Below are 22,604 nucleotides of genomic sequence, written 5' to 3' on the forward strand. Positions count from 1 at the left end.
TACCGACTGCTGCAGCAAGCCGTCGACACCGACCCGCACCCGCTCAAGGACCTGCTGAAGCCAGAAACCGGCATACCGGACTTCACCTAAGCAGATATGCAGAACGGGTGTTCGACTGGCGCGCTCGGGCTCGGCGCTCTGCCGGTCGTCCCCGGTCACTTCCCGGCAACCCGGCGCGTGCGGTGCGACGGCGGCCGGGCGACGGGGGAGAATGGCGGTATGCCCCTCTACCGTGACGAGGCGATCGTCCTGCGCACCCACAAGCTGGGCGAGGCCGACCGCATCATCACGATGCTGACGCGCACCAGAGGCCGGGTCCGTGCGGTCGCCAAGGGCGTGCGGCGCACCAAGTCGCGCTTCGGGTCGCGGCTCGAGCCCGGGATGGTCGTCGACGTCCAGTGCTACGAGGGCCGCAACCTCGACACCGTCACGCAGGTCGAGACGCTCGCCCCCTACGGCGACGCGATCGCCCGTGACTACACCGCCTACACGTGCGCCACCTCGATGCTCGAGACGGCGCTGCAGCTCACCGAGGAGCACGAGCCGCAGACCCAGCAGTACCTCCTTCTCGCCGGCGCACTGCGCTCGCTCGCCGACCGCGCGCACGACCCGGGGCTCGTCCTCGACGCGTACCTCCTGCGTTCGCTCGCCGTCGCCGGGTGGGCGCCGAGCTTCGTCGACTGCGCGCGCTGCGGCGCGAACGGTCCGCACCGCGCCTTCAACGTCCAGTCCGGCGGTGCCGTCTGCTCCGTGTGCCGCCCGCCCGGGTCGAGCGCGCCCGCCCCCGAGACGTTCGAGCTGCTCGCCTCCCTGCTGGCCGGCGACTGGGAGGTTGCCGACGCGAGCGACGAGCGGCATCGTCGTCAAGGCAACGGCATGGTCGCCGCCTTCCTGCAGTGGCACATCGAGCGCGGTCTGCGTTCACTGCGCCTCGTCGAGCGTGCCTGAGCTGCAAGCGAACCCGACCTCACCGATCCGGAGACCCATGTACGCCAAGCCGTTCCCGCACCCGTCCGGCGCCACCCCGCCCTCGATCCCGAGCGAGCTGCTCCCGAAGCACGTGGCGATCGTCATGGACGGAAACGGCCGGTGGGCCAACCAGCGGGGGCTGCCGCGCACGAAGGGCCACGAGGCGGGCGAGGCGTCGCTGCTCGACGTCGTTGCGGGGGCCATCGACGTCGGTGTGACGCACCTGTCGGCGTACGCGTTCTCCACGGAGAACTGGCGGCGCTCGCCCGAGGAGGTCCGCTTCCTCATGGGCTTCAACCGCGACGTCATCCGGCGCCGGCGCGACCAGCTGCACGAGTGGGGAGTGCGCATGCGGTGGGTCGGCCGGACCCCGCGGCTGTGGCGGTCGGTCATCAAGGAGCTCGAGGTCGCCCAGGAGCTGACGCAGCACAACAGCGGGCTGACCCTCTACTTCTGCGTGAACTACGGGGGCCGCGCCGAGATCGCCGACGCCGTCCAGCGAATCGCCCACGACGTCAAGGGTGGTCGGCTGCGGCCGGGGTCCGTCGACGAGAAGACGATCAAGAGGTACCTCGACGAGCCGACGATGCCGGATGTCGACCTCTTCGTCCGCTCGTCGGGCGAGCAGCGCACGTCGAACTTCCTGCTGTGGCAGTCGGCCTACGCGGAGATGGTGTTCCAGAACCGGCTCTGGCCCGACTACGACCGGCGCGACCTCTGGTCGGCCATCGAGGAGTACGTCGCCCGTGACCGCCGCTACGGCGGCGCCGTCGACGCCCCGACCAGCCCGGGGGCTCGTCGCTAGCGGGTGCAGTCGGAGCAGGTGCCGAAGATCTCGAGGGTGTGCGTCACGTCCCTGAAACCGTGGTCCTCGGCGATCTTGTCGGCCCACCGCTCCACCGCCGGCCCCTCGACCTCGACGGTACGACCGCACGCCCGGCACACCAGGTGATGGTGGTGGTGCGTGGAGCACGCCCTGTAGACGGCCTCGCCGTCGTCGGTGCGCAGCACGTCGACCGTGCCGGCGTCGACCATGGCCTGGAGGGTGCGGTAGACGGTGGCGAGGCCGACGCCGGCCCCTGCCTCCCGAAGGCGCGCGTGGACCGTCTGGGCCGACGTGAAGTCGTCGGACTTCTCGAGCAGCTCTGCCACGGCTGCCTGCTGGCGGGTCGGTCTGCGCGTGGCGCCGCTGGCGCGGTCGGTCATGGTCTCGTTCCCGTCGTCGGTGCGGTGGTCCCGGACGCGTTCGCCCCGTCGCGTCCGGCGATGCTGTCCTCGTGGTGGTGCGCGCCGTGCTCGTCGTAGTGCCCCTCGTGGGCCGCGTGCAGGTGGCCGTCGTGCACGTAGTCGACGTGGTCGCCGTGTGGCACGGCCGGGTGGCCGCACCTCGCGTCGTGCTCGTGCTCGTGGCGTTCGGCGACGTCGTGCCGTCTGCCACCGACCCGGCCCAGGACGCCGCTGACGAGGGCTGTCACGACGAACAGGCCGACCGCGAGCAGCACGATCGTTCCGCCGGACGGCGTGTTGAGCGGGTAGGACAGCGCGACCCCGCCGACGGACGACACGAGTCCGAACCCGATGGCCCAGCGCAGCCCGCTGCTGAACGACCTCGCGACAAGCTGGCCCGCGGCGTTGGGCACGATCATCAGGGCGCTGATGAGGAGCAGGCCGACCACTCGCATGGCCACGACGACGGTGGTGGCCGTGAGCACGGCCAGCACGATGTTGAGGGGCAGCACCGGGATGCCGACGGCACGCGCGTACTCCTCGTCGTTGGCGACGGCGAAGAGGCGGGGCCGCAGCACCCAGGTGGTGACGGCGATGAGCAGGGCCAGCCCCGCGAAGAGGTAGAGGTCGGTGCGCTGCGTGGTGAGGATCGACCCGAAGAGGTACTTCATCAGGTTCGCGGGTGTGCCGTCCGGCGACTTGCTGATGATGACGACACCTCCCGCGATGCCGCCGTAGAAGATCACAGCGAGCGCGACGTCACCGTTGGTGCGGCCCCTCGTGCGGAGCAGCTCGATGACCACGGCCGCCACGAGCGCCGCCACGAGGGCCGTCAGCACCGGCGCCGTGCCCGTGACGAGGCCGATGGCGACACCGGCGAGCGCGACGTGGCCCATCCCGTCGCCGATCAACGAGAGCCGCCGCTGCACGAGGAAGATGCCCACCATCGGGGCGACCGTGCCGACCAGGAGCGCCGCGATGAGCGCCCGCTGCATGAAGTCGACGGTGAGCAGGTCGGTCATGGCCGCCGCCCTTCGGGGTGGGTCGAGTCGAGCGGGCCGTGCGCCAGTGACGGGTGCCCGTCGAGCTCGTGGTCGTGGTGGTGGCTGTCGTGGTCGTGGTGCACGCGGTCGCGGGCGTGCGCGTACTCCTGAGGGCTGCCGTCGAAGCGGAGGCGCCCGCCGTCGACGACCACGATGCGGGTGAGCAGCCGCTCGAGCGCCCCGAGCTCGTGGGTGACGATCACCATGGTGACGTCGCGCTCGACCAGGCGCCCGAGCACGTCGGCGAGGACGTGCTGGCTCGCGGCGTCCACCCCGGCGGTCGGCTCGTCCATGATCAGGACGTCCGGCTCGGCGGCGAGGGCGCGGGCGATGAGGACCCGCCGCTGCTGGCCGCCCGAGAGCGTGCTGACCTCGGCGGAGGCGCGGTCGGCGAGCCCGACGACCTCGAGCGCCCGGGCAACGACCTGCCGGTCGGCCGCGCGCAGCCGGCCGAGCCAGCCGATGCGGGCCAGGCGCCCAGTCGACACGATCTCCTCGGCCGTCGCGCGCACGGACGCCGACAACGTATGCCGCTGGGGCACGTAGCCGATTCGCGCGCGGTCGTGGAAGTCGCCGCTGTCGACCCCGAAGAGGCTGACGGAGCCGGCCGTCCGCTCGTTGAGGCCGAGCACACCCTTCATGAGGGTCGACTTGCCCGAGCCGTTGGGCCCGACGATCGCCACGATCTCGCCGCTGTGGATCGTCAGGTCGACGTCGGTGAGCACCGGCCGGTCGCCGTAGCCGAACGCTGCGCCGCGCAGCGTCACGACGGCGTCGAGGGCTTCGGGGTGACGGGGCACGAGCGGCGCGGACCTCATGAGCACCCCTGTCCTTCACGCAGCGTGGCGAGGTTGCTTCGCATGACCTCGAAGTAGTCGGAGCCTCTCGTGGCCGAGGTGATGCCCTCGATGGGGTCGAGCGTCGCGACCTTGGCCCCGGTGGACTGGGCGACCGTCTGGGCGAAGTGCGGCTCGACGAGGGTCTCCTGGTAGATCGTGGTCACCCCCGCGGACGACACGAGGTCGGAGACCGCCTTGAGGGCGGCGGCGCTCGGCTCGGCCTCGGGCGACATCCCGGTGATGCCCTGCTGGTGGAAGCCGTAGCGGGCGGCCAGGTAGGCGAAGGCCCCGTGGCTGGTGACGAGCTGCTTGGTGCGGCACTGCCGAAGGCCGACCCGGAGCTCGTCGTCGAGCTGCGAGAGCTTCTCGACGAAGACCGCGGTGTTGCGCGCATAGGTCGACGCCTTGGCCGGGTCGTCCGCCGACAGGCGCGCGCTGATGGCCTGGGCCACGGCGGCGTAGCGGGACGGGTCGAGCCAGAAGTGCGGGTCGTCGGCGCCGTGACCGTGCTCGTCGTGCTTCGCGTGCTCCTCGTGCTGCCCGGGCGACTCACCCTCGTGACCGGGCTCGTCGGCGCTCGCCGGCACGAGCTTGGCCGCGGCCGCCACGTCGAGCACCTTGGCGCCGTCGACGAGGCCGACAGCCTCGTCGACGGCCGGCTGGAAGCCGTCGGCATAGACGACGAGGCGCGCCCTGGTCATGCCGCCGATGTCCTGAGGCGCCAGCTCGAGGTCATGCGGCTCGGCGCCCGGCCTGGTGAGCACCGTGACCTCGGCCGCGTTGCCGACGACCTGCTGGGTCGCGAACTGGATCGGGTAGAACGACGTCACGATGGGGGAGCCGGCCTCACCCGCCGTGCTCGCGGCGCTGCAGCCACCGAGGGCGAGAGCTGCTGTGGCTGCGACGGCTGCGGCGGCTGCGGCGGTGGCAGCAGCCCTGCGGTGCCGGACGGGTGGTCGAAGGGGAGGCCTCACGACGACCATCCTCACCCAAAGTGAGAATGATTGTCAAAATCGAGTGTGGGCGACGTCAGCTCGCGGGGACGATCCGCACCACGGCGACCGCGAGCGCCAGCGCGAGCACGGCCGCCCGCATCAGCCGCTCCGGCAGCGTCAGCCGCTGCCAGGTGAGGAAGAGCAGCCAGCCCACGAAGGCGGCCACGACGAGGAAGGCGATGCCGGCCCAGGGCCGTGGGGCGAGGACGCCGACGCCGAGGAGGGCGACGAGGACGCCGACCGCCACGGGCCGCGGCACGGCGTTCATCCGCTCGACCCAGGGGGCCGAAGCGTGCTCGACACGGGAACGAAAGCTCAAGGACACCCGACGAGCGTAGGGGACGCGACGGCATACGCAGGACGCGTGGCAAGTGCACCGGCGCCCGCCCGATAGCCTGTCCCGCATGGCCAAGCAGACATCCACCGTGGACACCGTCGTCAGCCTCTGCAAGCGCAGGGGCTTCGTCTTCCCGAGCGGTGAGATCTACGGAGGCACCCGGTCTGCCTGGGACTACGGGCCGCTCGGCGTCGAGCTCAAGGAGAACATCCGCCGCCAGTGGTGGAAGTCCATGGTCACGAGCCGCGACGACGTCGTCGGGCTCGACTCCTCGATCATCCTGCCGCGCGAGACGTGGGTGGCCTCGGGCCACGTCGGCACGTTCACCGACCCGCTCGTCGAGTGCCTCAACTGCCACAGGCGCCGCCGCCAGGACCACCTCCAGGAGGCGCTCGCCGAGAAGAAGGGGATCGACGACCCCGACTCGATCCCGATGACCGACATCGTGTGCCCCGACTGCGGCACCAAGGGCCGGTGGACCGAGCCGCGCGACTTCCAGATGATGCTCAAGACGTATCTCGGCGTCATCGAGGACGAGTCGGGCCTGCACTACCTGCGTCCCGAGACGGCGCAGGGCATCTTCGTCAACTTCCTCAACGTCATGCAGGCATCGCGCCGCAAGCCGCCGTTCGGCATCGCCCAGACCGGCAAGAGCTTCCGCAACGAGATCACGCCGGGCAACTTCATCTTCCGCACGCGCGAGTTCGAGCAGATGGAGATGGAGTTCTTCGTCAAGCCGGGCGAGGACGAGCAGTGGCTCCAGTACTGGCTCGACGAGCGGACCCGCTGGTACGTCGACCTCGGCATCAACCCCGACAACCTGCGCCACTTCGAGCACCCCGCCGACAAGCTGTCGCACTACTCGAAGCGCACCGTCGACATCGAGTACCGCTTCAAGTTCGCGGGCTCGGAGTGGGGCGAGCTCGAGGGCATCGCCAACCGCACCGACTTCGACCTCGGCACGCACTCGAAGCACTCGGGCACAGACCTCGTCTACTTCGACCAGACGACGGGTGAGAAGTACACGCCGTACGTCATCGAGCCGGCCGCCGGCCTGTCCCGCTCGCTCATGACGTTCCTCGTCGACGCGTATGCCGAGGACGAGGCGCCGAACACCAAGGGCGGTGTCGACAAGCGTGTCCTGCTGCGCCTCGACCCGCGCCTGGCGCCGGTCAAGGCCGCAGTGCTGCCGCTCTCGCGCAACGCCGACCTGTCGCCGAAGGCGCGCGACCTGGCGGCCACGCTGCGCAGGCACTGGAACATCGACTTCGACGACGCCGGCGCCATCGGCAAGCGCTACCGCCGCCAGGACGAGATCGGCACGCCGTTCTGCATCACCGTCGACTTCGACACGCTCGACGACCACGCCGTGACCATCCGCGAGCGGGACTCGATGGCGCAGGAGCGCATCGCCCTCGACCAGGTCGAGGGCTACCTCGCGCAGCGCCTCGTCGGCTGCTGAGGCAGCGCACCCCCGATCACGGATGCCGTCCGCCACCCGGGCGGGCGGCATCCGTGCGTCCGGGCGCAGACGGACCGCCACGAGATGGGGCCGCACGCACGCGCCGCTCCTCTGTTCCGTTTCGTGGCGGTCCGTCGATCGTGACGGAGTGTTCTCGATCGCCGTGCCGTCAGCCGGGGAGGCGGCCGGTGGCGACGGGCCGGGACGGGTCGCGGATCCACTCGCTCCACGACCCCGGGTAGAGCACCGTGTCGACGCCCAGCTCGGCGAGTGCCAGCATCTCGTGGGTCGCGGTGACGCCCGATCCGCAGTAGACCCCGACGGGCCGGTCGGACAGGTCGGCGCCGTCGGTCACGTGTGCCCAGTGCTCGGCGAGGTCGCGGCGGAAGGTGCCCTCGGTCGTGACCCACTCGGTGGTCGGGCTGTTGACCGCCCCGGGGATGTGCCCTGCCACCGGGTCGATCGGCTCGGTCTCGCCGGCGTACCGCTCCAGGGCGCGGGCGTCCAGGAGCAGCCCCTCGCGAGCGAGCGTCGCGGCCGAGGAGGCGTCGAGGGTCGGCAGCTGCCCCGGTCGCACGACGACGTCGCCGTGTCGGTCAGCCGGCTCCTCGGTCGACACGGGCAGCCCGGCGGCCGTCCATGCTGCCCAGCCCCCGTCGAGCACCCGGACGTCGCTGACGCCGAGCCAGCGCAGCACCCACCAGGCCCGCGCGGCGGCATACGAGTCCTTGCCGTCGTAGGCGACGACGCGGCTGTGCTCGGTGATGCCCGCCCTCCGCAGGACTGCCTGGACCACCTCGGGGTAGGGCAGCGGGTGCCGGCCGCCCTCCCCGGCCGGTGCCGCGAGCTCGGTGTCGAGGTCGACGAAGAACGCGCCGGGCACGTGACCGGCCTCGTAGTCCTTCCGGCCTGCCGGCGTGTTCGCCGTCGTGAGGGCCCACCGGACGTCGAGGACGACGACGTCCTCGATCTCGTGGGCGAGGTCGGCGGCGCTGATGAGGTGGGTCACGCCGCCATCGTGGCATCCTCACCCTGTGCCCGCTCACCTGGTCCTCGTGCACGGCTCCCGCCTGTCGAGCACGCAGTGGGCGCCCCAGGTCCCGCTGCTCCGCGACCACGTGGATCTGACCCTCGTCGACCTGCCGGGGCACGGCGCCCGAGCCGACGAGACCTTCACGATGGACCGTTGCGTCGCGGTCATCGGCGAGGCCGTGGAGTCCGCGTCGGCGCACGGTGACCCCGTCGTCCTCGTCGGCCACTCGCTCGGCGGCTTCGCCGCGATGGCGTATGCCGCTGCCCGCCCCGACACGCTGGCCGGCCTCGTGCTGGCCGGGTCGAGCGCGACGCCGACGGGACCGGGTGCGACGGTCTACCGCGGTGTCGCCGCGCTCACCAACCGCCTCGGTGAGGCGCGCATGACCCGCGTCAACGACCGTGTGCTGCACCGGCTCTACCCTGCGGCCCGCATCGACCCGGTCATCGCCGGCGGCTACTACTTCGCCGCGACCCCGGCCGCCTGGCGTGAGGTGATGACGCACTGCCGTCCCGCGATGCTGCACGCCCTGCGCTGCCCCGTGCTGCTGCTCAACGGCCAGTACGACCAGTTCCGGTTCGGGGTCCGGGCCTACCTGAAGGCGTGCCCGACGGCGCGCGTCGAGACCATCCGCCGCGCGAGTCATCTGTCGAACCTCGACCAGCCGCAGGCCTTCGCCGCGGCCCTGCTGCGCTTCGCCCGTGAGGTCGCCGATTCGGCCCACCGCTCCTGATCGGGGACAATCGTGCGCGTGACCGACGTGATGACCCCTGCCACCGAGCCGACGGGTGCGGTGCTGCCACCCCTGCGCATCGGGCGACACGTCATCGAGTCGCCCGTCGTCCTCGCCCCGATGGCCGGCATCACCAACCGGGCCTTCCGCCGGCTGTGCCGCGAGTACGGCGACGAGGGCACGGCCATCGGTGGGGCGTCCGGCGCGACGAGCCTCTACGTCAGCGAGATGATCACGAGCCGCGCGCTCGTCGAGCGCACGCCCGAGTCGATGCGCCTCATCGAGCACGACCCCGACGAGAGCCCGCGCTCGATCCAGCTCTACAGCGTCGACCCGGCGACGGCCCGCGCGGCCGCGCGCATGCTCGTCACCGAGGACCGCGCCGACCACATCGACCTCAACTTCGGCTGCCCGGTGCCCAAGGTCACCCGCAAGGGCGGCGGCTCGGCCCTGCCGTGGAAGAAGGACCTCTTCAAGGCCATCGTCGGCGCCGTCGTCGAGGAGGGCGGCAAGCGCGACATCCCGGTCACCGTCAAGATGCGCAAGGGCATCGACGACGAGCACCTCACCTTCCTCGACGCCGGCCTCACGGCCGAGGCCGAGGGGGTCGCCGCCGTCGCGCTGCACGGGCGCACCGCGGCACAGGCGTACAGCGGCACCGCCGACTGGACCGCGATCAAGCAGCTCAAGCAGACGGTCACCACCGTGCCGGTGCTCGGCAACGGCGACATCTGGTCTGCCGAGGACGCCCTGCGGATGGTGCGCGAGACCGGCTGCGACGGCGTCGTCGTCGGCCGCGGCTGCCTCGGCCGGCCGTGGCTCTTCACCGACCTCGCCGCGGCCTTCGCCGGCACGAGCGCCCGCGTGACGCCGACGCTCGGAGAGGTCGCCGACACGCTCCGCACGCACACGGCATACCTCGTCGACTTCTACGGCGAGGAGGAGCGCGCCTGCCGCGACATCCGCAAGCACATCGCCTGGTACCTCAAGGGCTTCCCGGCCGGCTCGACGATCCGCAACTCGCTCGCGCTCGTCGACTCCATGGCCGCCCTCGACAGCCTCCTCGCGACGCTCGACCCCGACGCGCCGTGGCCCGGAGAGGCCGCCGAGGGCCAGCGCGGACGCGCCGGGTCGTCCAGCACCGTGGCGCTGCCCGACCGCTGGCTCGAGTCGCGCGAGCTCTCCGAGGAGCACCGGCGCACCATCGCCGAGGCCGAGCTGTCGGTCAGCGGCGGCTGACGCTCACTTCAGCCAGACGCTGAGCGGGCCGAGGCGCTCGCACCCTGCGGCGACGGCCGCATCGACGCCCACTCCGGCCTCCCAGCCGACCAGCGGTATGCCGTCCGCGACGGTGCGCGCGGCGGCCGACGCGGCTGCCCATGCCCGTTCGTCGTCGCCCTCGCGGGCGAAGACGTTGCCCAGCCCGGCCACCTCGCCCGTGACGTTGACGATCGCCCCGGCCACGACGGGGGCGTCGTCGGAGTCGGAGGCCCGGCCGGCGAGGACGTGGACGCCGGGGACGTCGAGCAGCGACGGGCGCAGGATCGCCTCCGCCTCGGGGTCGCTCGCCCAGGCGGCGACCCACGCGGCCATCGCCTCAGCAGTCTCGACGCGCCGCCACGTCGCGCCCGCGGGGGTGGAGACCTTCGCGGAGGGGTCGAGCCACACCCACTCGCCGACGACGAGGCGGGCGAAGTCCTCGTTCGACAGGTCGAGGCACGACCACGAGTCCTTGACGGAGCAGCCGTCGGAGTCGTCGACGCGCGCCAGCACGTCGTACTCGGCGACCGTGGGGGAGAGGGTGACGGCGTCGGGGTAGTACGGCGGGGTGCGCGTGGCGGCGGTCCACGCCTCGGCATCCGTCGTCGTCACGACACCGTGCGAGCGGGCGACGGCGTCGCACCACAGCGCGTTGTTGCGGGCGGCGAGGACGATCCGGTCGGTCAGGTCGGTCACACCGGTGATCCTCCCAGCGTCGGCGGCGGCTGGCAGGATCGGGGCATGCGACAGGGTGGATCCGCCGAGCGGCCGGCGACCTTCTTCGACGACGCCGACGACTTCCGGGCCTGGCTCGAGGCCAACCACGCGTCTGCCACCGAGCTCTGGATGGGCCTCAACAAGAAGCACGTCGAGCCGCGAGGCCTGCAGTGGGCCGACGCGGTGCGCGAGGCCCTCTGCTTCGGCTGGATCGACTCGGTGGCCCAGCGCATCGACGACGACGCCGTGCGCCAGCGCTGGACCCCGCGCAAGCCCGGCAGCAACTGGAGCACGATCAACATCGACGCCGTCGCCCAGCTGACGGCTGCGGGGCGGATGCACCCGGCGGGCCTCGCCGCCTTCGAGCGGCGCCGCGAGGATCGCTCGGGCGTCTACGCCTACGAGAACCGCGAGCGCACGTGGCCCGACGCCTACGAGGCGCTGCTGCGCGCCGATGCCCGGGCGTCGGCCTTCTGGGACGCCGCGACACCCTCCTACCGCAAGGTCGCGACCAACTGGGTCGTCACGGCCAAGCAGGAGGCGACCCGCGACAAGCGGATGGCCGAGCTGGTCGACGACTGTGCGAACCGCCGGCTCATCAAGACGCAGCGCTACGGCACCGAGCCGGCGTGGGTGCGCCGGGCGCGCGACCTGCTCACCTGAAGGCGCGGCCCGTCAGCGCTTGCCCTTGGGCGGGAGGAACTCGGGATGGGAGCTCTTCTGGTCCGCCTTCGCATGCTTCTCGGCACGCTTCTCCTTGATCGACTTCGACTTGCCCGTCATGTGGGACCTGGGCGACTTGTCGGCCATGATGTGCTCCTGCCTCTCGAGGACGGGCCCGGCCCGCCCCACCCCGCCAGTGTGCGCCGCCGTCGTGGTTCCTGCCATGGGTTTCTGCCCGGTCCCGCGGGCGGGCCTCGACCTGCCGAGGAGGTGAGCGCCCTAGAGTCGCCTCGTGGGCTACGAGGGTCGGGACGCAGAGCGCTGGGTCGCGGAGGACCCTGCCCAGAAACGCGCCGACCGTGACGACTTCGCCCGCGACCGTGCGCGGGTCGTGCACTCGTCGGCGCTGCGACGGCTCGCCGCCAAGACCCAGGTTCTGGCACCCGGCCACGACGACTTCGTGCGCAACCGTCTGACGCACTCGCTCGAGGTCGCGCAGATCGGCCGCGAGTTCGGCGCGGCCCTCGGGTGCAACGCCGACGTCGTCGACACGGCATGCCTCTCGCACGACCTCGGCCACCCGCCGTTCGGTCACAACGGTGAGACGGTGCTCGACGAGATCGCCTCTGGCATAGGTGGTTTCGAGGGGAACGCGCAGACCCTCCGCATCCTGACCCGGCTCGAGGCGAAGCGTGCACACCCCGACGGAACTCCGGCCGGGCTCAACCTCACGCGGGCCAGCCTCGACGCGGCCACGAAGTACCCCTGGGCCCGTGGTGAGGGGCCCTACGAGACAGGCAAGTTCGGCGTCTACCCCCCGGACCTGCCTGTCTTCGAGTGGATCCGTGACGGCGCCAGGGCGCGCGACCGCTGCCTCGAGGCCGAGGTCATGGACTGGTCCGACGACGTGGCCTACTCGGTCCACGACGTCGAGGACGCCATCGCGTCCGGCTGGATCGACCCGCGCGTGCTCCACGCGCGCGACCTGGCCGACGTCATCGACGTCGCCGGCCGCACCTACGCACCAGACCTCGGAAGCGACGCCCTCGGGGCCGCCCTCGAACGGATCATCGCCTCCGGGGCGATCCCCACGGCATACGACGGCTCGCGCGGCGACCTTGCCCGGCTCAAGGACATGACGAGCCGCCTCATCGGGCACTTCGTGTCCGTCGTCGAGCAGGCCACCCGGCAGCGCCACGGGCCGGGCGAGCTGTGTCGCTTCGAGGCCGACCTCGTCGTGCCCGACGACACTCGCGCCGAGTGCTCCGTGCTCAAGGCCATCGCCAACCACTTCGTCATGACCACCGACGAGCGCCTGAGCGTCATGTCGCGCCAGCGTGACGTCGTGCGCGACGTCGTGGAGGCGTATGCCGTCCGCCCCGAGGAGCGCCTCGACGCCGCGTTCCGCGCCGACCACGAAGCCGCGGCCGACGACGGCGAGCGGCTGCGCGTCGTGGTCGACCAGGTGGCCTCGCTGACCGACGTGCGGGCCCTCTCCCTCCACAGCCAGTGGTGCCGGTGACCGGTACCGGGTCGGTGACGAACTAGGATCACGGGCAGCGACAGGAGGCAGATGGCGGGGCTGATCAACAGCGAGGACATCGCGGCGGTCAAGGCGCGGTCGTCCATCGAGGACGTCGTGCGCGAGCACGTGACCCTGCGCTCTGCAGGCCCGGGATCGCTCAAGGGTCTCTGCCCGTTCCACGACGAGAAGACGCCCTCCTTCAACATCCGTCCCGCCGTCGGCGCCTGGCACTGCTTCGGGTGCCAGGAGGGTGGCGACGTCATCTCGTTCGTGCAGAAGATCGACCACCTGACCTTCTCGGAGGCCGTCGAGCGGCTCGCGCAGAAGCTCGGGATGGAGCTGCGCTACGAGGACGGCCAGCGTCCGCGCGAGGAGGGGCTCGGGCGCCGCAGCCGGCTCATCGAGGCCCACCGCGTCAGCGAGGAGTACTACACCGACCTGCTGCTCAACGACCGGGGCCCGGCCCGTCAGGGACGCGACTTCCTGCGCGCCCGCGACTTCAACGGCACCCACGTCAAGCAGTTCGGCATCGGCTTCGCGCCGCGCGGGGGAGAGGACCTCGTGCGCCATCTGCGGGCCAAGGGCTTCACCGACGACGAGCTCGTCACCGCCGGGCTCGCCGGCCGAGGCGCCCGGGGGCTGTACGACCGCTTCCGTGGCCGGCTGGTGTGGCCGATCCGCGACATCACGGGCGACACAGTGGGCTTCGGCGCGCGGCGCATCTTCGACGACGACCGCATCGAGGCGAAGTACCTCAACACGTCCGAGACGCCCATCTACAAGAAGTCGACCGTGCTCTACGGCCTCGACCTGGCAAAGAAGAAGATCTCGCAAGGTCGCCAGGCCGTCGTCGTCGAGGGTTACACCGACGTCATGGCCTGCCACCTCGCCGGCGTCGAGACGGCCGTCGCGACGTGCGGCACGGCGTTCGGTGCCGAGCACATCAAGCTGCTGCGACGCCTCATGCGCGACGAGGCAGGCCTGGCCCCGGCCAAGGTGATCTTCACCTTCGACGGCGACGCCGCCGGCCAGAAGGCCGCGATGCGTGCCTTCGCCGACGACGAGAAGTGGACGTCACAGTCGTTCGTCGCTGTCGAGAAGTCGGGCAAGGACCCCTGCGAGCTGCGCCAGGCCGGTGGTGACCCCGCGGTCCAGGCGCTCATCGAGGACGCCGTGCCGATGTTCGAGTTCGCGGCCCGCACCACGATCAAGCGTTTCGACCTCGCGACCGCCGAGGGCCGCATCCAGGCCGTCCGCGCCGTGGCCCCGATCGTCGCGTCGATCCGCGACCGCTCGCTCCAGCCGGAGTACACCCGCGAGGTGGCCGGCATGCTCGGCCTCGACGTCGAGCAGGTCGCCTCGGAGGTGGCGCGGGCCGGCAGGATCACCGTCGACGACGCACCGCGCACCGTCGAGCGGGGCGGCAGCGGCAGCCGCGACGAGGCTGTCGAACCGACGGCGGGGGAGTCCGGGGCCGGCATGCCCGTGCCCGACCGGCGCGACCCCGTTGTCCTGGCCGAGCGGCAGCTGCTCCAGGTGCTCCTGCAGTTCCCGACGGTGTTCAAGCCCGGCGCCATCGACCGGTTGACGCCCGACGCGTTCTCGGCTCCTGCCCACCGCGCCGTGTTCGACGGCGTGCGCATCGCGCACCACGACGGCGACCAGGCCAACGCGCGGGCCTGGACCTCGGCCGTGACCGAGGCCGCCCCGTCGCCCGTGGCGGGACTCGTGAGCGAGCTGGCGGTCGACACGCTGCCGACCCGGATGGACCCCAACACGGGCCTGCCGACCTCCCGCTACGTCGACGAGCTGTTCGACCGGGTGCGCACCATCGCCCTGACCCGCCGCATCGCCGACGCGATGAGCGAGATGCGCCGCCTCGACCACGCCGAGACGCCCGCGCCCGAGCGCACGAGGGAGCTCGGCATCGAGCTCCAGGCGCTGCAGCGCGAGCTCGCGGCCATCAAGGCAGGAATGGGCTGATGCCCCTCTTCGAACGCCGACGCCGCCCCGGGCTGCCGGCCGAGGTGCGTGCCGCGGTGCCGCTCGACGGTTCCGAGTCGGTGCTCGCGTGGGCCCGCGACGACCTCACGGGCGGGCACGTGGTCGCGACGACGCACCACCTCGTGTTCGTCGGCGCCGACGGCGCGCTCTCGTGGCGTCGACCCTGGCACGAGGCCGAGACGGGCACCTGGCAGGGTGAGAGCTCCCTCCTCACCGTGACCTGGGCCGACCGCACCCCGGCCGCCCAGTGGCGCCTCAGTGAGCCCTCCCTGCTGCAGCAGACGCTCCGCGAGCGCCTCCAGGCCAGCGTGGTGCTCTCCGACGAGTTCCGCGCACCGAACCGGCGGACCGTCCGCGTGGTCATCCGTCACAACCTCGCCACGGGCGACCTCGTCGAGCAGACGATCCCGGGCAAGGGCGTCGACCTCACCGACCCGCGCGTGGCAGCCGAGGCGGCTGAGCGACTCGCCCGACTGCGCTCGGAAGTGGGCCTCTGAGGCGCCGACGGGCGCCGGGCGCACCTGCCCCGGAGGGGCTTCCGGCGACCCGCGCATCCCGATTTCTTGTCGCCGCAGATGCTTTGCTATGGTTGCGCAGCAGCATTCCCCTGTAGCTCAATTGGCAGAGCAGCCGGCTGTTAACCGGCAGGTTATTGGTTCGAGTCCAATCGGGGGAGCACAGCACGAGAAGGGCCCCGACACCACCGGTGTCGGGGCCCTTCTCGTGCTGTGCGTCACCGTCCCGGAGAGCATCCGGGCGCGGCCAGGACGCGTCAGTGACGCGTCCGGGTCACCCGGCCTGGCTCGTCGCGCCGCCCGTGCGCACACCTCGTCCACCGAGGCTGCCGAGGCCGTCGCTCGGGCCGTCGACCGTGCCCGGGCCGGCCACGCCGGTGGCCGGGGCCGCCTTGCGGGGACCGCGACCGCGCCGGTTGAGGCGACGCTCGAGGCGACCCGCCAGCACCGTCAGGCCGAAGTTGATCGCGATGAAGACCGCGGCGGCCAGGATGTACGCGGGAATGACCGTGGCGTACGCCGTGCCCATGTCGCGCATGCTCTGGAGCAGCTCCGGGTAGGTGATCGCCGCACCCAGCGCGCTGTCCTTGAGGATGACGACGACCTGGCTCACGAGCGCCGGCAGCATGGCCGTCAGCGCCTGGGGCAGCTGGATCGAACGGAGCGTCTGCGACGCCGTGAGCCCGATCGACAGGCCCGCCTCGGACTGGCCCTTGGGCAGCCCGTAGACGCCCGAGCGCACGAGCTCGGCGATGACCGAGCCGTTGTAGAGCGTCAGCGCGATCACCACGGCCATGAACGAGTTCAGGCTGGCCACGAAGATGTTGTTGAACGCGAACAGCTGGAAGAGGAAGTACATCATCAGCAGCACGGGTACGGCGCGGAAGAACTCGACGACGATGCCGCTGACCCAGCGGATTGGGCTGTTCGGCGACAGACGGCCCATGCCGAAGAGGATGCCGAAGGCCATCGCCGCCACGATGGAGACGGCGGCCGCCTTGATCGTGTTGATCAGGCCGGGCACCACGTAGGACGTCCAGACCTCGGGGTCGATGAGCGGCTGCCAGAGCGCGCCCGTCAGCTGGCCCTGGGCGTTGAACTTCCACAGCACGGCGGCCAGAGTGGCCGCGAGCAGGACGAAGCCGAGCGCGGTGAGGATGGCGTGGCGGCGGCGGGCCCGGGGACCGGGGGCGTCGAAGAGGACGTTCTGGGCGCTCATCGCTTCACCGCCAGACGTCGCGACATCGACGTGAAGAGCAGGCCCACGGGCAGCGTCAGGATGACGAAGCCGAGGGCGAACACGAGGAACACCGCCACGCTCGCCGTCTCGTTCTCGATGATGACCTTCATCAGGGCTGATGCCTCCGCGACACCGATGACCGAGGCCACGGTGGTGTTCTTCGTCAACGCGATGAGGACCGAGCCGAGCGGCGCGATCGCCCCCCGGAAGGCCTGCGGCAGGATCACCTCGCGCAGGCTCTGGCCGAACGTCAGCCCGATCGAGCGGGCCGCCTCGGCCTGGCCCAGCGGAACCGTGTTGAAGCCGCTGCGCAGCGCCTCACAGACGAACGCTGCGTGGTACACCGCGAGGGCCACCATGGCCCAGCGGATCGCGTTGTCGCGCAGGGAGGTCGACGAGCTGGGGTCGACCAGGTTGATCTGCAGCACGATCCCCACACCCGCGAGGGAGAAGAAGACGATGAGGGTCAGCGGGGTGTTGCGGACGATGTTGACGTAGAACGCGCCCAGTCGGCGCAGCACGGCGACCGGCGAGACACGCATGATCGCGAGGACCGTGCCGAGCACCAGGGCACCGATCGCCGAGAAGAACGTCAGCTTGATGGTCATCCAGAAGGCGGCGAGGATGTCGTACTTCTCGAGGATGTCGAACATGTCCCTCCTTCACGCACAAGGGATCTGGCCCGCGGGGGCCGCGGCGCCGAGTGGCGCCGCGGCCCTTGCGAGGCGAGTGATCACGAGCAGGCGGCGGGAGTGGGCGGGTTGCCCGTGCCCGGCTTGTAGCCGGCCGGCCCCAGGTTGGCGTCGAGCGCCTTCTGCCAGGAACCGTCGCTGATCATCTTCTTGATGGCGTCGGAGATCTTGGTGCACTGGGCCGTGTCACCCTTCTTCAGGCCGATGCCGTAGTTCTCCGTGGAGAACGGCTTGCCGACGACCTTGAACTTGCCCTTGTACTGCTCCTGCGCGGCGTAGCCGGCGAGGATGGTGTCGTCGGTCGTCAGGGCGTCGACGCCACCGGTCTGCAGGGCGGGCAGGCACTCGGAGTACGTTCCGAACTCCTGGAGCTGGACGCCCGGGTACTTGTCCTTGACCTTCTGGGCGGAGGTGGAGCCGGTGACCGAGCACAGCTTCTTGCCGTCGAGGGCGTCGGGTCCGGTGATGGTCGAGTCGTCGGCACGCACGAGGAGGTCCTGGCCCGCGATGAAGTAGGGGCCGGCGAAGCTGACCTTTGCCTTGCGGGCATCGGTGATGGAGTACGTCGCGACGACGAAGTCGACCTGGCCGGTCTGGATGAGCGTCTCCCGCTGGGCGCTCGGCGCCTGCACCCACGTGATGTTGTCCTCGGAGGTGCCGAGCTCCTTGGCGACGTACTTGGCGACGTCGACGTCGAAGCCGCTGTACTCGCTGCCCTTCTTGAGACCCATGCCGGGCTGGTCGAACTTGATGCCGATCTTGAGGCCGCCGCCTCCGCCGCCTCCGCCGGTGCCGCCGCTGCCGCCGCTGGGCTGACCGGATCCACACGCGGCGAGCGTGAGGGCCAGCGTCGCTGCCGCCGCGACGGCTCCGAGTCGTCGTGCCTTCATTGGGGTTCCTCCCTGGTGGTTGCTCACGGCACGCGGTCCTGCGCGCCGCTACCTGTCGTCAGATGGTTCAGTGGGTGAGGATCTTGCCGAGGAAGTCCTTGGCACGTTCGCTCTTCGGGCGCGTGAAGAACTCCTGCGGGGTGCCGACCTCGACGATCTGGCCGTCGGCCATGAAGACCACGCGGTCGGCGGCCTTGCGGGCGAAGCCCATCTCGTGGGTCACGACGATCATCGTCATGCCCTCCTTGGCGAGGCTGACCATGACGTCGAGCACCTCGTTGACCATCTCGGGGTCGAGCGCCGACGTCGGCTCGTCGAACAGCATGACCTTCGGCCCCATCGCGAGCGAACGCGCGATGGCGACACGCTGCTGCTGGCCGCCCGACAGCTGAGCAGGGTACTTCTCGGCCTGCGCCTCGACCCCGACGCGCTTCAGCAGGTCGCCGGCGAGCTTGTCGGCGTCGGCCTTGGACTTCTTGCGCACCTTCATGGGGCCGAGCGTCACGTTGTCGCGGATCGTCTTGTGGGCGAAGAGGTTGAAGGACTGGAACACCATGCCGACGTCAGCGCGGAGCTGCGCCAGTGTCTTGCCCTCTTCGGGCAGGGCCTTGCCGTCGATCGAGATCTTGCCGGACTCGATGGTCTCGAGGCGGTTGATGGCACGGCACAGTGTCGACTTGCCCGAGCCCGACGGGCCGAGCACGACGACGACCTCGCCCTTGCCGACCGTGAGGTTGATGTCGCGCAGCACGTGCAGGTCACCGAAGTGCTTGTTGACGCCCTCGATGACGACCATCGGGTCACGGGGCTCGTCGGGGGTCCGATCGCTCGTCGCCGCGGCGTCGGTTCTCACGTCGTCCATCCCGGAAACCTATCGGCTCCCGGGGCCGTGCGGCATCCCAGGGGGCCGAGCGTGCTCGAATCGTGAGGACTTCTGCGCCGGACGCGCTCGAGGCAGGCGGCTCTCACAGCCGCCTGCCTCGTCACGGCTCAGGCGCCGGTCGCCGTCGGAGACGGCGGCTCGGTGGGCACCACGCTTGTCGTGGGCTCGGACGCAGTCGCTGCGGCCTGCGTCGTGGCCGGCGGCGGGTCGCTCGGCGCGGGCGCCGGTGCGGGTGCCGGTGCGGGTGCCGGTGCCGGGTCGGCCGGCGCGACACGTGCTGTCGAGGGAGCCACGGCCGGCGGCGGTGCAGGCACCGGGTCTGCCGGCGCTGCCGGCGCCGGGGCGGGCGCAGGCGCCGGTGGCGGGTCTGCGGGCGCTGGCGCGGGCGGCGGGTCAGGAACCGGGGCGGGCGCCGGCGCAGGCGCCGCGGCCGGTCGCGGGTCGGCCGGAGCCGCAGGCGTCGTCGGAGGCGCCGTCGTGGTGGCAGGTGGCGGCTCGGTCGTGGCCGGCGGAGGCGTCGTCGTGGCCGGCGGAGCCGTCGTCGTGGCCGGCGGTGTCGTCGTGGTTGGCGGTGTCGTCGTGGCCGGCGGTGTCGTCGTGGTGCCGGGCGGCGTGGTCGTCGACGTCGGAGGCGGAGTCGTCGTGGTCGGCGGTGTCGTCGTGGTCGGTGGGGGCGTCGTCGTGGTCGGCGGGTTCGTCGTCGTGGTCGGCGGGTTCGTCGGCGTGGGCGGCGTCGCCGTCTGGGTGGGGTGGGACGTCGCAGCCGGCGGCGGCGTCTGGCTCGGTGAAGAGGTGTGCGGCGGCGTGATGGTGGCGGCCGGGGCCGACGGGACGACCGACGCGTCGGGGATCGGCACGTCGCCGTCCTCGACGGTCTTGACGACGCGACCGCCACCGTCGATGACCAGGTGCGGGACGACGGCATACGGGACGGACGACGTCGCCGACGGCGCGAAGCCGAGGTACGGGGCCGGGTCGACGTAGCGGTCGTTGACGATGACGTCGAAGTGCAGGTGGCAGCCGGTGGACCAGCCCGTCGTCCCGACGAGCCCGATGACCTGGCCCTGCTCGACGTGCTGCCCCTCGGTGACGAGGAACTTCGACTGGTGGCCGTATGCCGTCTTCAGCGTCGGGGTGTGCTCGATGATGGTGCGGCCGCCCCACGAGTTGGACACCCGCGCGTAGATCACGGTGCCGTCGGCGGCCGCGTGGATCGGCGTGCCGCAGGTGGCGGCGAGGTCGATGCCCGTGTGGAACATCGGGCGACCCAGCACCGGGTGCATGCGCGGACCGAAGGGCGAGGTCTCGCCTCCCGGGACGGGGTGGATGAACAGCGGGCCGCCGCCGGCTATCGGCGCAGCGATGGCCTCGGCAGTGGCCGGTGCCAGGCTGATCGCCGGGAACATGAAGAGGCCGCCACCGACGGCGCTGGAGAACGCGGAGTCGACGGGTGCAATGGCGGCCGTGGGCGTGCCCGTGGCGGCCAGCTCGGACACCTGCTCGCGGACCTCGTCGACGGCTCCGGCGGCGTCCTGGACGGCAGGCTCACCGGCGGCGAGCAGCACGGCGGCACGGGGCGTCTGCGGGGAGCTGCCCGCGAGGAACGGCAGGAGCGCGAAGAGCAGGAGCATGGTGGCAAAGGGCACGAGTCGCCGGCTCATCCTGATGTTCAGGACGAACGGACCCCTGCTCCCGTCGACGTCACGCACCACTGGGCCACCCCCCTGGAGGCAAAATCTGCTGTCGGTCTAGACCATCTCCCGGCGAACCGGGGCCCTGCAACCGGAGGCTCACTCGGACGACCCCCCGCCCGAACGACCGGTCTCGTCAACCATAGGTGGGACGCCCGGGCGCCGGGCGGTTCCCGCAGAATTGCGCCGGCAATCTGTGACGGATGTGGCGCTTGACGGCAATGTCCCGCTCTCCTGGCACTCGACGCACGGACCCTTGCGCGAACCTTGCACAAACGTCGTGTCCAAAATGTCATGCAACTTGCACTCCCGCAGGCACCGTAGTTCTCGGAGGGGAACCGACGCGCGGGGGCAGCATCGGGTGCAAGGCCGGTCGGGGGACCGGAGGGGGTGTGCGCGGGGTGGGTTCCGCCGGGGGAGTCGGCGGGACCCACCCTGCTCGCCGTCACGGGAGTGCTGCATGGGTGGGGCAGCAGGGGCTTGAACCCTGGACCGACGGATTATGAGTCCGCTGCTCTGACCGGCTGAGCTACTGCCCCGTGACCCGGGCGGGCCCGCGAGGGTCCGATGAGGTCGCTGGGAGTCTAACCATGGGGCGGCCGTCGGTCCGCTGGCCCGTCGGCCGGTCAGCACCGGCGTCAGGGCTCCGGACCTCACCCTCTAGGCTCGCGGAGCACCCCTACACCCGAGCTGCGAGGACGAACGCATGAGTGACGGCATCCGCGTTGCCGCCGTCGACGACGTCGACCCCGGCGAGGCGCTCGTGCTCGACACCGAGCTCACGGCGACAGCCGAGCCGATCTCGCTCTTCCGCGACGACGACGGCACCTACTACGCGCTCGACGACACCTGCTCGCACGAGGATGCCTCGCTCGCGGAGGGGTGGGTCGAGGCCGGCGAGGTGGAGTGCCCGCTGCACGCCACCCGGTTCTGCCTGGCCGACGGCGAGCCCATGTGCCTGCCGGCGACCAAGCCGGTGCGCACGCACCGCGTCGAGGTGCGCGGCGACGAGGTCTACCTCTTCCCGGGGGTGCCGCGCGCGTCCTGACCGGACATTTCGGTCATTGCAACTGCTGGTGCACCTGTGTCACATGGTGCACAATGGGCGAGTGCTCGCTGGCGAGCACGTCGTTCGGCACCACGAGAGACCGTCCGGGCTCGAAGTAGCAGGCGTTGGGGAAGACGTCCCTGCAACTTCAGGAGGATCGGATGCCTGTCGCGATGCCGCGCACCACGACACGTGGGGTTCTGTTCGTGCACGGAGCCCCCGCAGCGCTGTGCCCGCACATCACGTGGGCGATCGAGGCCGTCCTCGACCAGCGGGTGACGCTCGACTGGGTCCCGCAGCCCGCCGCGCCCCGGCTCGTCCGCTCGGAGCTGTCCTGGACCGGCGCGCCCGGCACCGGTGCGGAGCTGGCGAGCGCCTTGCGCGGCTGGGACGGACTTCGCTACGAGGTGACCGAGGACCCTTCCTCGGGTAGCGACGGGGCCCGCTGGTCGTACACCCCGCGGCTCGGCATCCACCACGCCATGACGTCCGCCTCGGGCGATGCCGTCGTGTCGGAGGAGCGCCTGCGTGAGGCGGTGCTGCGTGCCCGCGGCGACGTGGAGGAGCTCCAGGACGAGATCGACCTCCTGCTCGGCGTCCCCTGGGACGAGGAGCTCGAGCCCTTCCGCTACGCGGGCGACGGTGCGCCCGTCAGGTGGCTGCACAAGGTCGGCTGAGTTGGCCGGCAACCACTGAGCCGCGCCCTCCGGCGCGGTGGCGGGGCGTCGAGGGCCCGGGCGGTTCGTGCTCCCGGGCCTTCGTCGCGTCCGGATCGCCTTACGTCCGGGTCCACGTCCGGGTCCACGTCCGGGTCCACGTCCGGGTCCACGTCGCGCAG

The 22,604-nt window shown here is 71.3% G+C and carries 24 protein-coding genes and 2 tRNA genes; 12 read left to right on the forward strand and 14 right to left on the reverse strand.

The window, feature by feature from the left end; genetic code table 11:
- The first annotated feature begins 219 nt into the window (after positions 1–219).
- The gene (recO, locus tag ACFQ2V_RS16970; RefSeq protein WP_386054038.1) at positions 220–948 is read left to right on the forward strand and encodes a DNA repair protein RecO; all 729 of its coding nucleotides are present in this window, start codon (positions 220–222) and stop codon (positions 946–948) included.
- Between the two features lie 37 nt (positions 949–985).
- Positions 986–1,774, forward strand: coding sequence for an isoprenyl transferase (locus ACFQ2V_RS16975; RefSeq protein WP_386054039.1), 789 nt, complete (start codon positions 986–988; stop codon positions 1,772–1,774).
- Here ACFQ2V_RS16975 and ACFQ2V_RS16980 read toward each other — a convergent pair.
- The 5 genes from ACFQ2V_RS16980 to ACFQ2V_RS17000 are packed head-to-tail and all read right to left on the reverse strand — an operon-like array spanning position 1,771 to position 5,398.
- Entirely contained in the window at positions 1,771–2,175 is a 405-nt protein-coding gene (locus ACFQ2V_RS16980) for a Fur family transcriptional regulator (protein ID WP_386054040.1), read from the reverse strand. The genes ACFQ2V_RS16975 and ACFQ2V_RS16980 overlap by 4 nt on opposite strands.
- Positions 2,172–3,218 (reverse strand): metal ABC transporter permease, encoded by a 1,047-nt coding sequence (locus tag ACFQ2V_RS16985; protein WP_386054041.1) that lies wholly within the window; start codon positions 3,216–3,218, stop codon positions 2,172–2,174. Before ACFQ2V_RS16985 ends, ACFQ2V_RS16980 begins: the two co-directional genes overlap by 4 nt.
- Positions 3,215–4,057, reverse strand: coding sequence for a metal ABC transporter ATP-binding protein (locus tag ACFQ2V_RS16990; RefSeq protein WP_386054042.1), 843 nt, complete (start codon positions 4,055–4,057; stop codon positions 3,215–3,217). The genes ACFQ2V_RS16985 and ACFQ2V_RS16990 overlap by 4 nt, the downstream gene beginning before the upstream one ends.
- Positions 4,054–5,052, reverse strand: coding sequence for a metal ABC transporter substrate-binding protein (locus ACFQ2V_RS16995; protein WP_386054043.1), 999 nt, complete (start codon positions 5,050–5,052; stop codon positions 4,054–4,056). The genes ACFQ2V_RS16990 and ACFQ2V_RS16995 overlap by 4 nt, the downstream gene beginning before the upstream one ends.
- 55 nt (positions 5,053–5,107) lie before the next feature.
- A complete protein-coding gene (locus ACFQ2V_RS17000; RefSeq protein ID WP_386054044.1) occupies positions 5,108–5,398 on the reverse strand; it encodes a DUF6703 family protein in 291 nt (96 codons plus the stop codon).
- Positions 5,399–5,477: 79 nt separating this feature from the next.
- On the opposite strand from ACFQ2V_RS17000, the gene ACFQ2V_RS17005 reads away from it, so the two are divergent.
- Positions 5,478–6,872 carry a glycine--tRNA ligase gene (locus tag ACFQ2V_RS17005; RefSeq protein WP_386054045.1) on the forward strand — a complete coding sequence of 465 codons (1,395 nt, stop codon included), beginning with the start codon at positions 5,478–5,480 and terminating at the stop codon, positions 6,870–6,872.
- Positions 6,873–7,041: 169 nt separating this feature from the next.
- On the opposite strand, the gene ACFQ2V_RS17010 is transcribed toward ACFQ2V_RS17005, so the two are convergent.
- On the reverse strand, positions 7,042–7,881 hold the full coding sequence (locus tag ACFQ2V_RS17010) for a sulfurtransferase (RefSeq protein ID WP_386054046.1): 840 nt from the start codon (positions 7,879–7,881) through the stop codon (positions 7,042–7,044).
- A 25-nt stretch (positions 7,882–7,906) separates the two neighbouring features.
- Here ACFQ2V_RS17010 and ACFQ2V_RS17015 point away from each other — a divergent pair, with 25 nt between their 5' ends.
- Both ACFQ2V_RS17015 and dusB read left to right on the forward strand, forming a co-directional pair.
- Entirely contained in the window at positions 7,907–8,638 is a 732-nt protein-coding gene (locus ACFQ2V_RS17015; protein ID WP_386054047.1) for an alpha/beta fold hydrolase, read from the forward strand.
- Positions 8,639–8,668: 30 nt separating this feature from the next.
- Complete coding sequence (gene dusB, locus ACFQ2V_RS17020) at positions 8,669–9,877, forward strand: tRNA dihydrouridine synthase DusB (protein WP_386054128.1); 1,209 nt, start codon at positions 8,669–8,671, stop codon at positions 9,875–9,877.
- Positions 9,878–9,880: 3 nt separating this feature from the next.
- Here the strand turns inward: dusB and ACFQ2V_RS17025 are convergent, their stop codons facing one another.
- Entirely contained in the window at positions 9,881–10,594 is a 714-nt protein-coding gene (locus ACFQ2V_RS17025) for a hypothetical protein (RefSeq protein ID WP_386054048.1), read from the reverse strand.
- Positions 10,595–10,639: 45 nt separating this feature from the next.
- On the opposite strand from ACFQ2V_RS17025, the gene ACFQ2V_RS17030 reads away from it, so the two are divergent.
- A complete protein-coding gene (locus ACFQ2V_RS17030) occupies positions 10,640–11,278 on the forward strand; it encodes a YdeI/OmpD-associated family protein (protein ID WP_386054049.1) in 639 nt (212 codons plus the stop codon).
- 12 nt (positions 11,279–11,290) lie between these two features.
- Here the strand turns inward: ACFQ2V_RS17030 and ACFQ2V_RS17035 are convergent, their stop codons facing one another.
- Positions 11,291–11,425 carry a hypothetical protein gene (locus ACFQ2V_RS17035; protein ID WP_386054050.1) on the reverse strand — a complete coding sequence of 45 codons (135 nt, stop codon included), beginning with the start codon at positions 11,423–11,425 and terminating at the stop codon, positions 11,291–11,293.
- A 145-nt stretch (positions 11,426–11,570) separates the two neighbouring features.
- Between ACFQ2V_RS17035 and ACFQ2V_RS17040 the strand changes: the two genes are divergently transcribed.
- The 4 genes from ACFQ2V_RS17040 (at position 11,571) to ACFQ2V_RS17055 (ending at position 15,483) form a co-directional block, all read left to right on the forward strand.
- Positions 11,571–12,800 carry a deoxyguanosinetriphosphate triphosphohydrolase gene (locus ACFQ2V_RS17040; RefSeq protein ID WP_386054051.1) on the forward strand — a complete coding sequence of 410 codons (1,230 nt, stop codon included), beginning with the start codon at positions 11,571–11,573 and terminating at the stop codon, positions 12,798–12,800.
- A gap of 51 nt (positions 12,801–12,851) precedes the next feature.
- Complete coding sequence (gene dnaG, locus ACFQ2V_RS17045) at positions 12,852–14,786, forward strand: DNA primase (RefSeq protein ID WP_386054052.1); 1,935 nt, start codon at positions 12,852–12,854, stop codon at positions 14,784–14,786.
- On the forward strand, positions 14,786–15,304 hold the full coding sequence (locus tag ACFQ2V_RS17050) for a hypothetical protein (RefSeq protein WP_386054053.1): 519 nt from the start codon (positions 14,786–14,788) through the stop codon (positions 15,302–15,304). Before dnaG ends, ACFQ2V_RS17050 begins: the two co-directional genes overlap by 1 nt.
- A gap of 106 nt (positions 15,305–15,410) precedes the next feature.
- A tRNA-Asn gene (locus ACFQ2V_RS17055) sits at positions 15,411–15,483 on the forward strand.
- Between the two features lie 113 nt (positions 15,484–15,596).
- Here ACFQ2V_RS17055 and ACFQ2V_RS17060 read toward each other — a convergent pair.
- The 6 genes from ACFQ2V_RS17060 to ACFQ2V_RS17085 form a co-directional block, all read right to left on the reverse strand.
- On the reverse strand, positions 15,597–16,541 hold the full coding sequence (locus ACFQ2V_RS17060) for an amino acid ABC transporter permease (RefSeq protein WP_386054054.1): 945 nt from the start codon (positions 16,539–16,541) through the stop codon (positions 15,597–15,599).
- A complete protein-coding gene (locus ACFQ2V_RS17065; RefSeq protein WP_386054055.1) occupies positions 16,538–17,215 on the reverse strand; it encodes an amino acid ABC transporter permease in 678 nt (225 codons plus the stop codon). The genes ACFQ2V_RS17060 and ACFQ2V_RS17065 overlap by 4 nt, the downstream gene beginning before the upstream one ends.
- Positions 17,216–17,295: 80 nt before the next feature.
- Entirely contained in the window at positions 17,296–18,144 is an 849-nt protein-coding gene (locus ACFQ2V_RS17070) for a glutamate ABC transporter substrate-binding protein (protein ID WP_386054056.1), read from the reverse strand.
- A 67-nt stretch (positions 18,145–18,211) separates the two neighbouring features.
- Complete coding sequence (locus ACFQ2V_RS17075; RefSeq protein WP_386054129.1) at positions 18,212–18,940, reverse strand: amino acid ABC transporter ATP-binding protein; 729 nt, start codon at positions 18,938–18,940, stop codon at positions 18,212–18,214.
- A gap of 194 nt (positions 18,941–19,134) precedes the next feature.
- Complete coding sequence (locus ACFQ2V_RS17080) at positions 19,135–20,673, reverse strand: M23 family metallopeptidase (RefSeq protein ID WP_386054057.1); 1,539 nt, start codon at positions 20,671–20,673, stop codon at positions 19,135–19,137.
- A 510-nt stretch (positions 20,674–21,183) separates the two neighbouring features.
- Positions 21,184–21,257, reverse strand: a tRNA-Ile gene (locus ACFQ2V_RS17085).
- Positions 21,258–21,424: 167 nt separating this feature from the next.
- Here ACFQ2V_RS17085 and ACFQ2V_RS17090 point away from each other — a divergent pair.
- Entirely contained in the window at positions 21,425–21,766 is a 342-nt protein-coding gene (locus ACFQ2V_RS17090; RefSeq protein ID WP_386054058.1) for a bifunctional 3-phenylpropionate/cinnamic acid dioxygenase ferredoxin subunit, read from the forward strand.
- A gap of 161 nt (positions 21,767–21,927) precedes the next feature.
- Positions 21,928–22,443: a DUF3145 domain-containing protein gene (locus ACFQ2V_RS17095; protein WP_386054059.1), complete on the forward strand. Its 516-nt coding sequence runs from the start codon at positions 21,928–21,930 to the stop codon at positions 22,441–22,443.
- Positions 22,444–22,604 lie beyond the last annotated feature (161 nt).

This window comes from Terrabacter terrigena (genome assembly GCF_042676085.1).
GTDB classification, from domain to species: Bacteria; Actinomycetota; Actinomycetes; order Actinomycetales; family Dermatophilaceae; genus Terrabacter; species Terrabacter terrigena.

Bases quoted from the DNA above. Each gene is read 5' to 3' on its own strand.
- ACFQ2V_RS17035 (WP_386054050.1), bottom strand. From the start codon at position 11,425: ATGGCCGACAAGTCGCCCAGGTCCCACATGACGGGCAAGTCGAAGTCG.
- dusB (WP_386054128.1), top strand. From the start codon at position 8,669: ATGACCCCTGCCACCGAGCCGACGGGTGCGGTGCTGCCACCCCTGCGC.
- ACFQ2V_RS17075 (WP_386054129.1), bottom strand. From the start codon at position 18,940: ATGGTCGTCATCGAGGGCGTCAACAAGCACTTCGGTGACCTGCACGTG.
- ACFQ2V_RS17060 (WP_386054054.1), bottom strand. From the start codon at position 16,541: ATGAGCGCCCAGAACGTCCTCTTCGACGCCCCCGGTCCCCGGGCCCGC.
- recO (WP_386054038.1), top strand. From the start codon at position 220: ATGCCCCTCTACCGTGACGAGGCGATCGTCCTGCGCACCCACAAGCTG.
- ACFQ2V_RS17030 (WP_386054049.1), top strand. From the start codon at position 10,640: ATGCGACAGGGTGGATCCGCCGAGCGGCCGGCGACCTTCTTCGACGAC.
- ACFQ2V_RS17065 (WP_386054055.1), bottom strand. From the start codon at position 17,215: ATGTTCGACATCCTCGAGAAGTACGACATCCTCGCCGCCTTCTGGATG.
- ACFQ2V_RS17005 (WP_386054045.1), top strand. From the start codon at position 5,478: ATGGCCAAGCAGACATCCACCGTGGACACCGTCGTCAGCCTCTGCAAG.
- ACFQ2V_RS17090 (WP_386054058.1), top strand. From the start codon at position 21,425: ATGAGTGACGGCATCCGCGTTGCCGCCGTCGACGACGTCGACCCCGGC.
- ACFQ2V_RS16985 (WP_386054041.1), bottom strand. From the start codon at position 3,218: ATGACCGACCTGCTCACCGTCGACTTCATGCAGCGGGCGCTCATCGCG.
- ACFQ2V_RS17070 (WP_386054056.1), bottom strand. From the start codon at position 18,144: ATGAAGGCACGACGACTCGGAGCCGTCGCGGCGGCAGCGACGCTGGCC.
- ACFQ2V_RS17050 (WP_386054053.1), top strand. From the start codon at position 14,786: ATGCCCCTCTTCGAACGCCGACGCCGCCCCGGGCTGCCGGCCGAGGTG.
- ACFQ2V_RS16990 (WP_386054042.1), bottom strand. From the start codon at position 4,057: ATGAGGTCCGCGCCGCTCGTGCCCCGTCACCCCGAAGCCCTCGACGCC.
- ACFQ2V_RS17095 (WP_386054059.1), top strand. From the start codon at position 21,928: ATGCCTGTCGCGATGCCGCGCACCACGACACGTGGGGTTCTGTTCGTG.
- dnaG (WP_386054052.1), top strand. From the start codon at position 12,852: ATGGCGGGGCTGATCAACAGCGAGGACATCGCGGCGGTCAAGGCGCGG.
- ACFQ2V_RS16975 (WP_386054039.1), top strand. From the start codon at position 986: ATGTACGCCAAGCCGTTCCCGCACCCGTCCGGCGCCACCCCGCCCTCG.
- ACFQ2V_RS16980 (WP_386054040.1), bottom strand. From the start codon at position 2,175: ATGACCGACCGCGCCAGCGGCGCCACGCGCAGACCGACCCGCCAGCAG.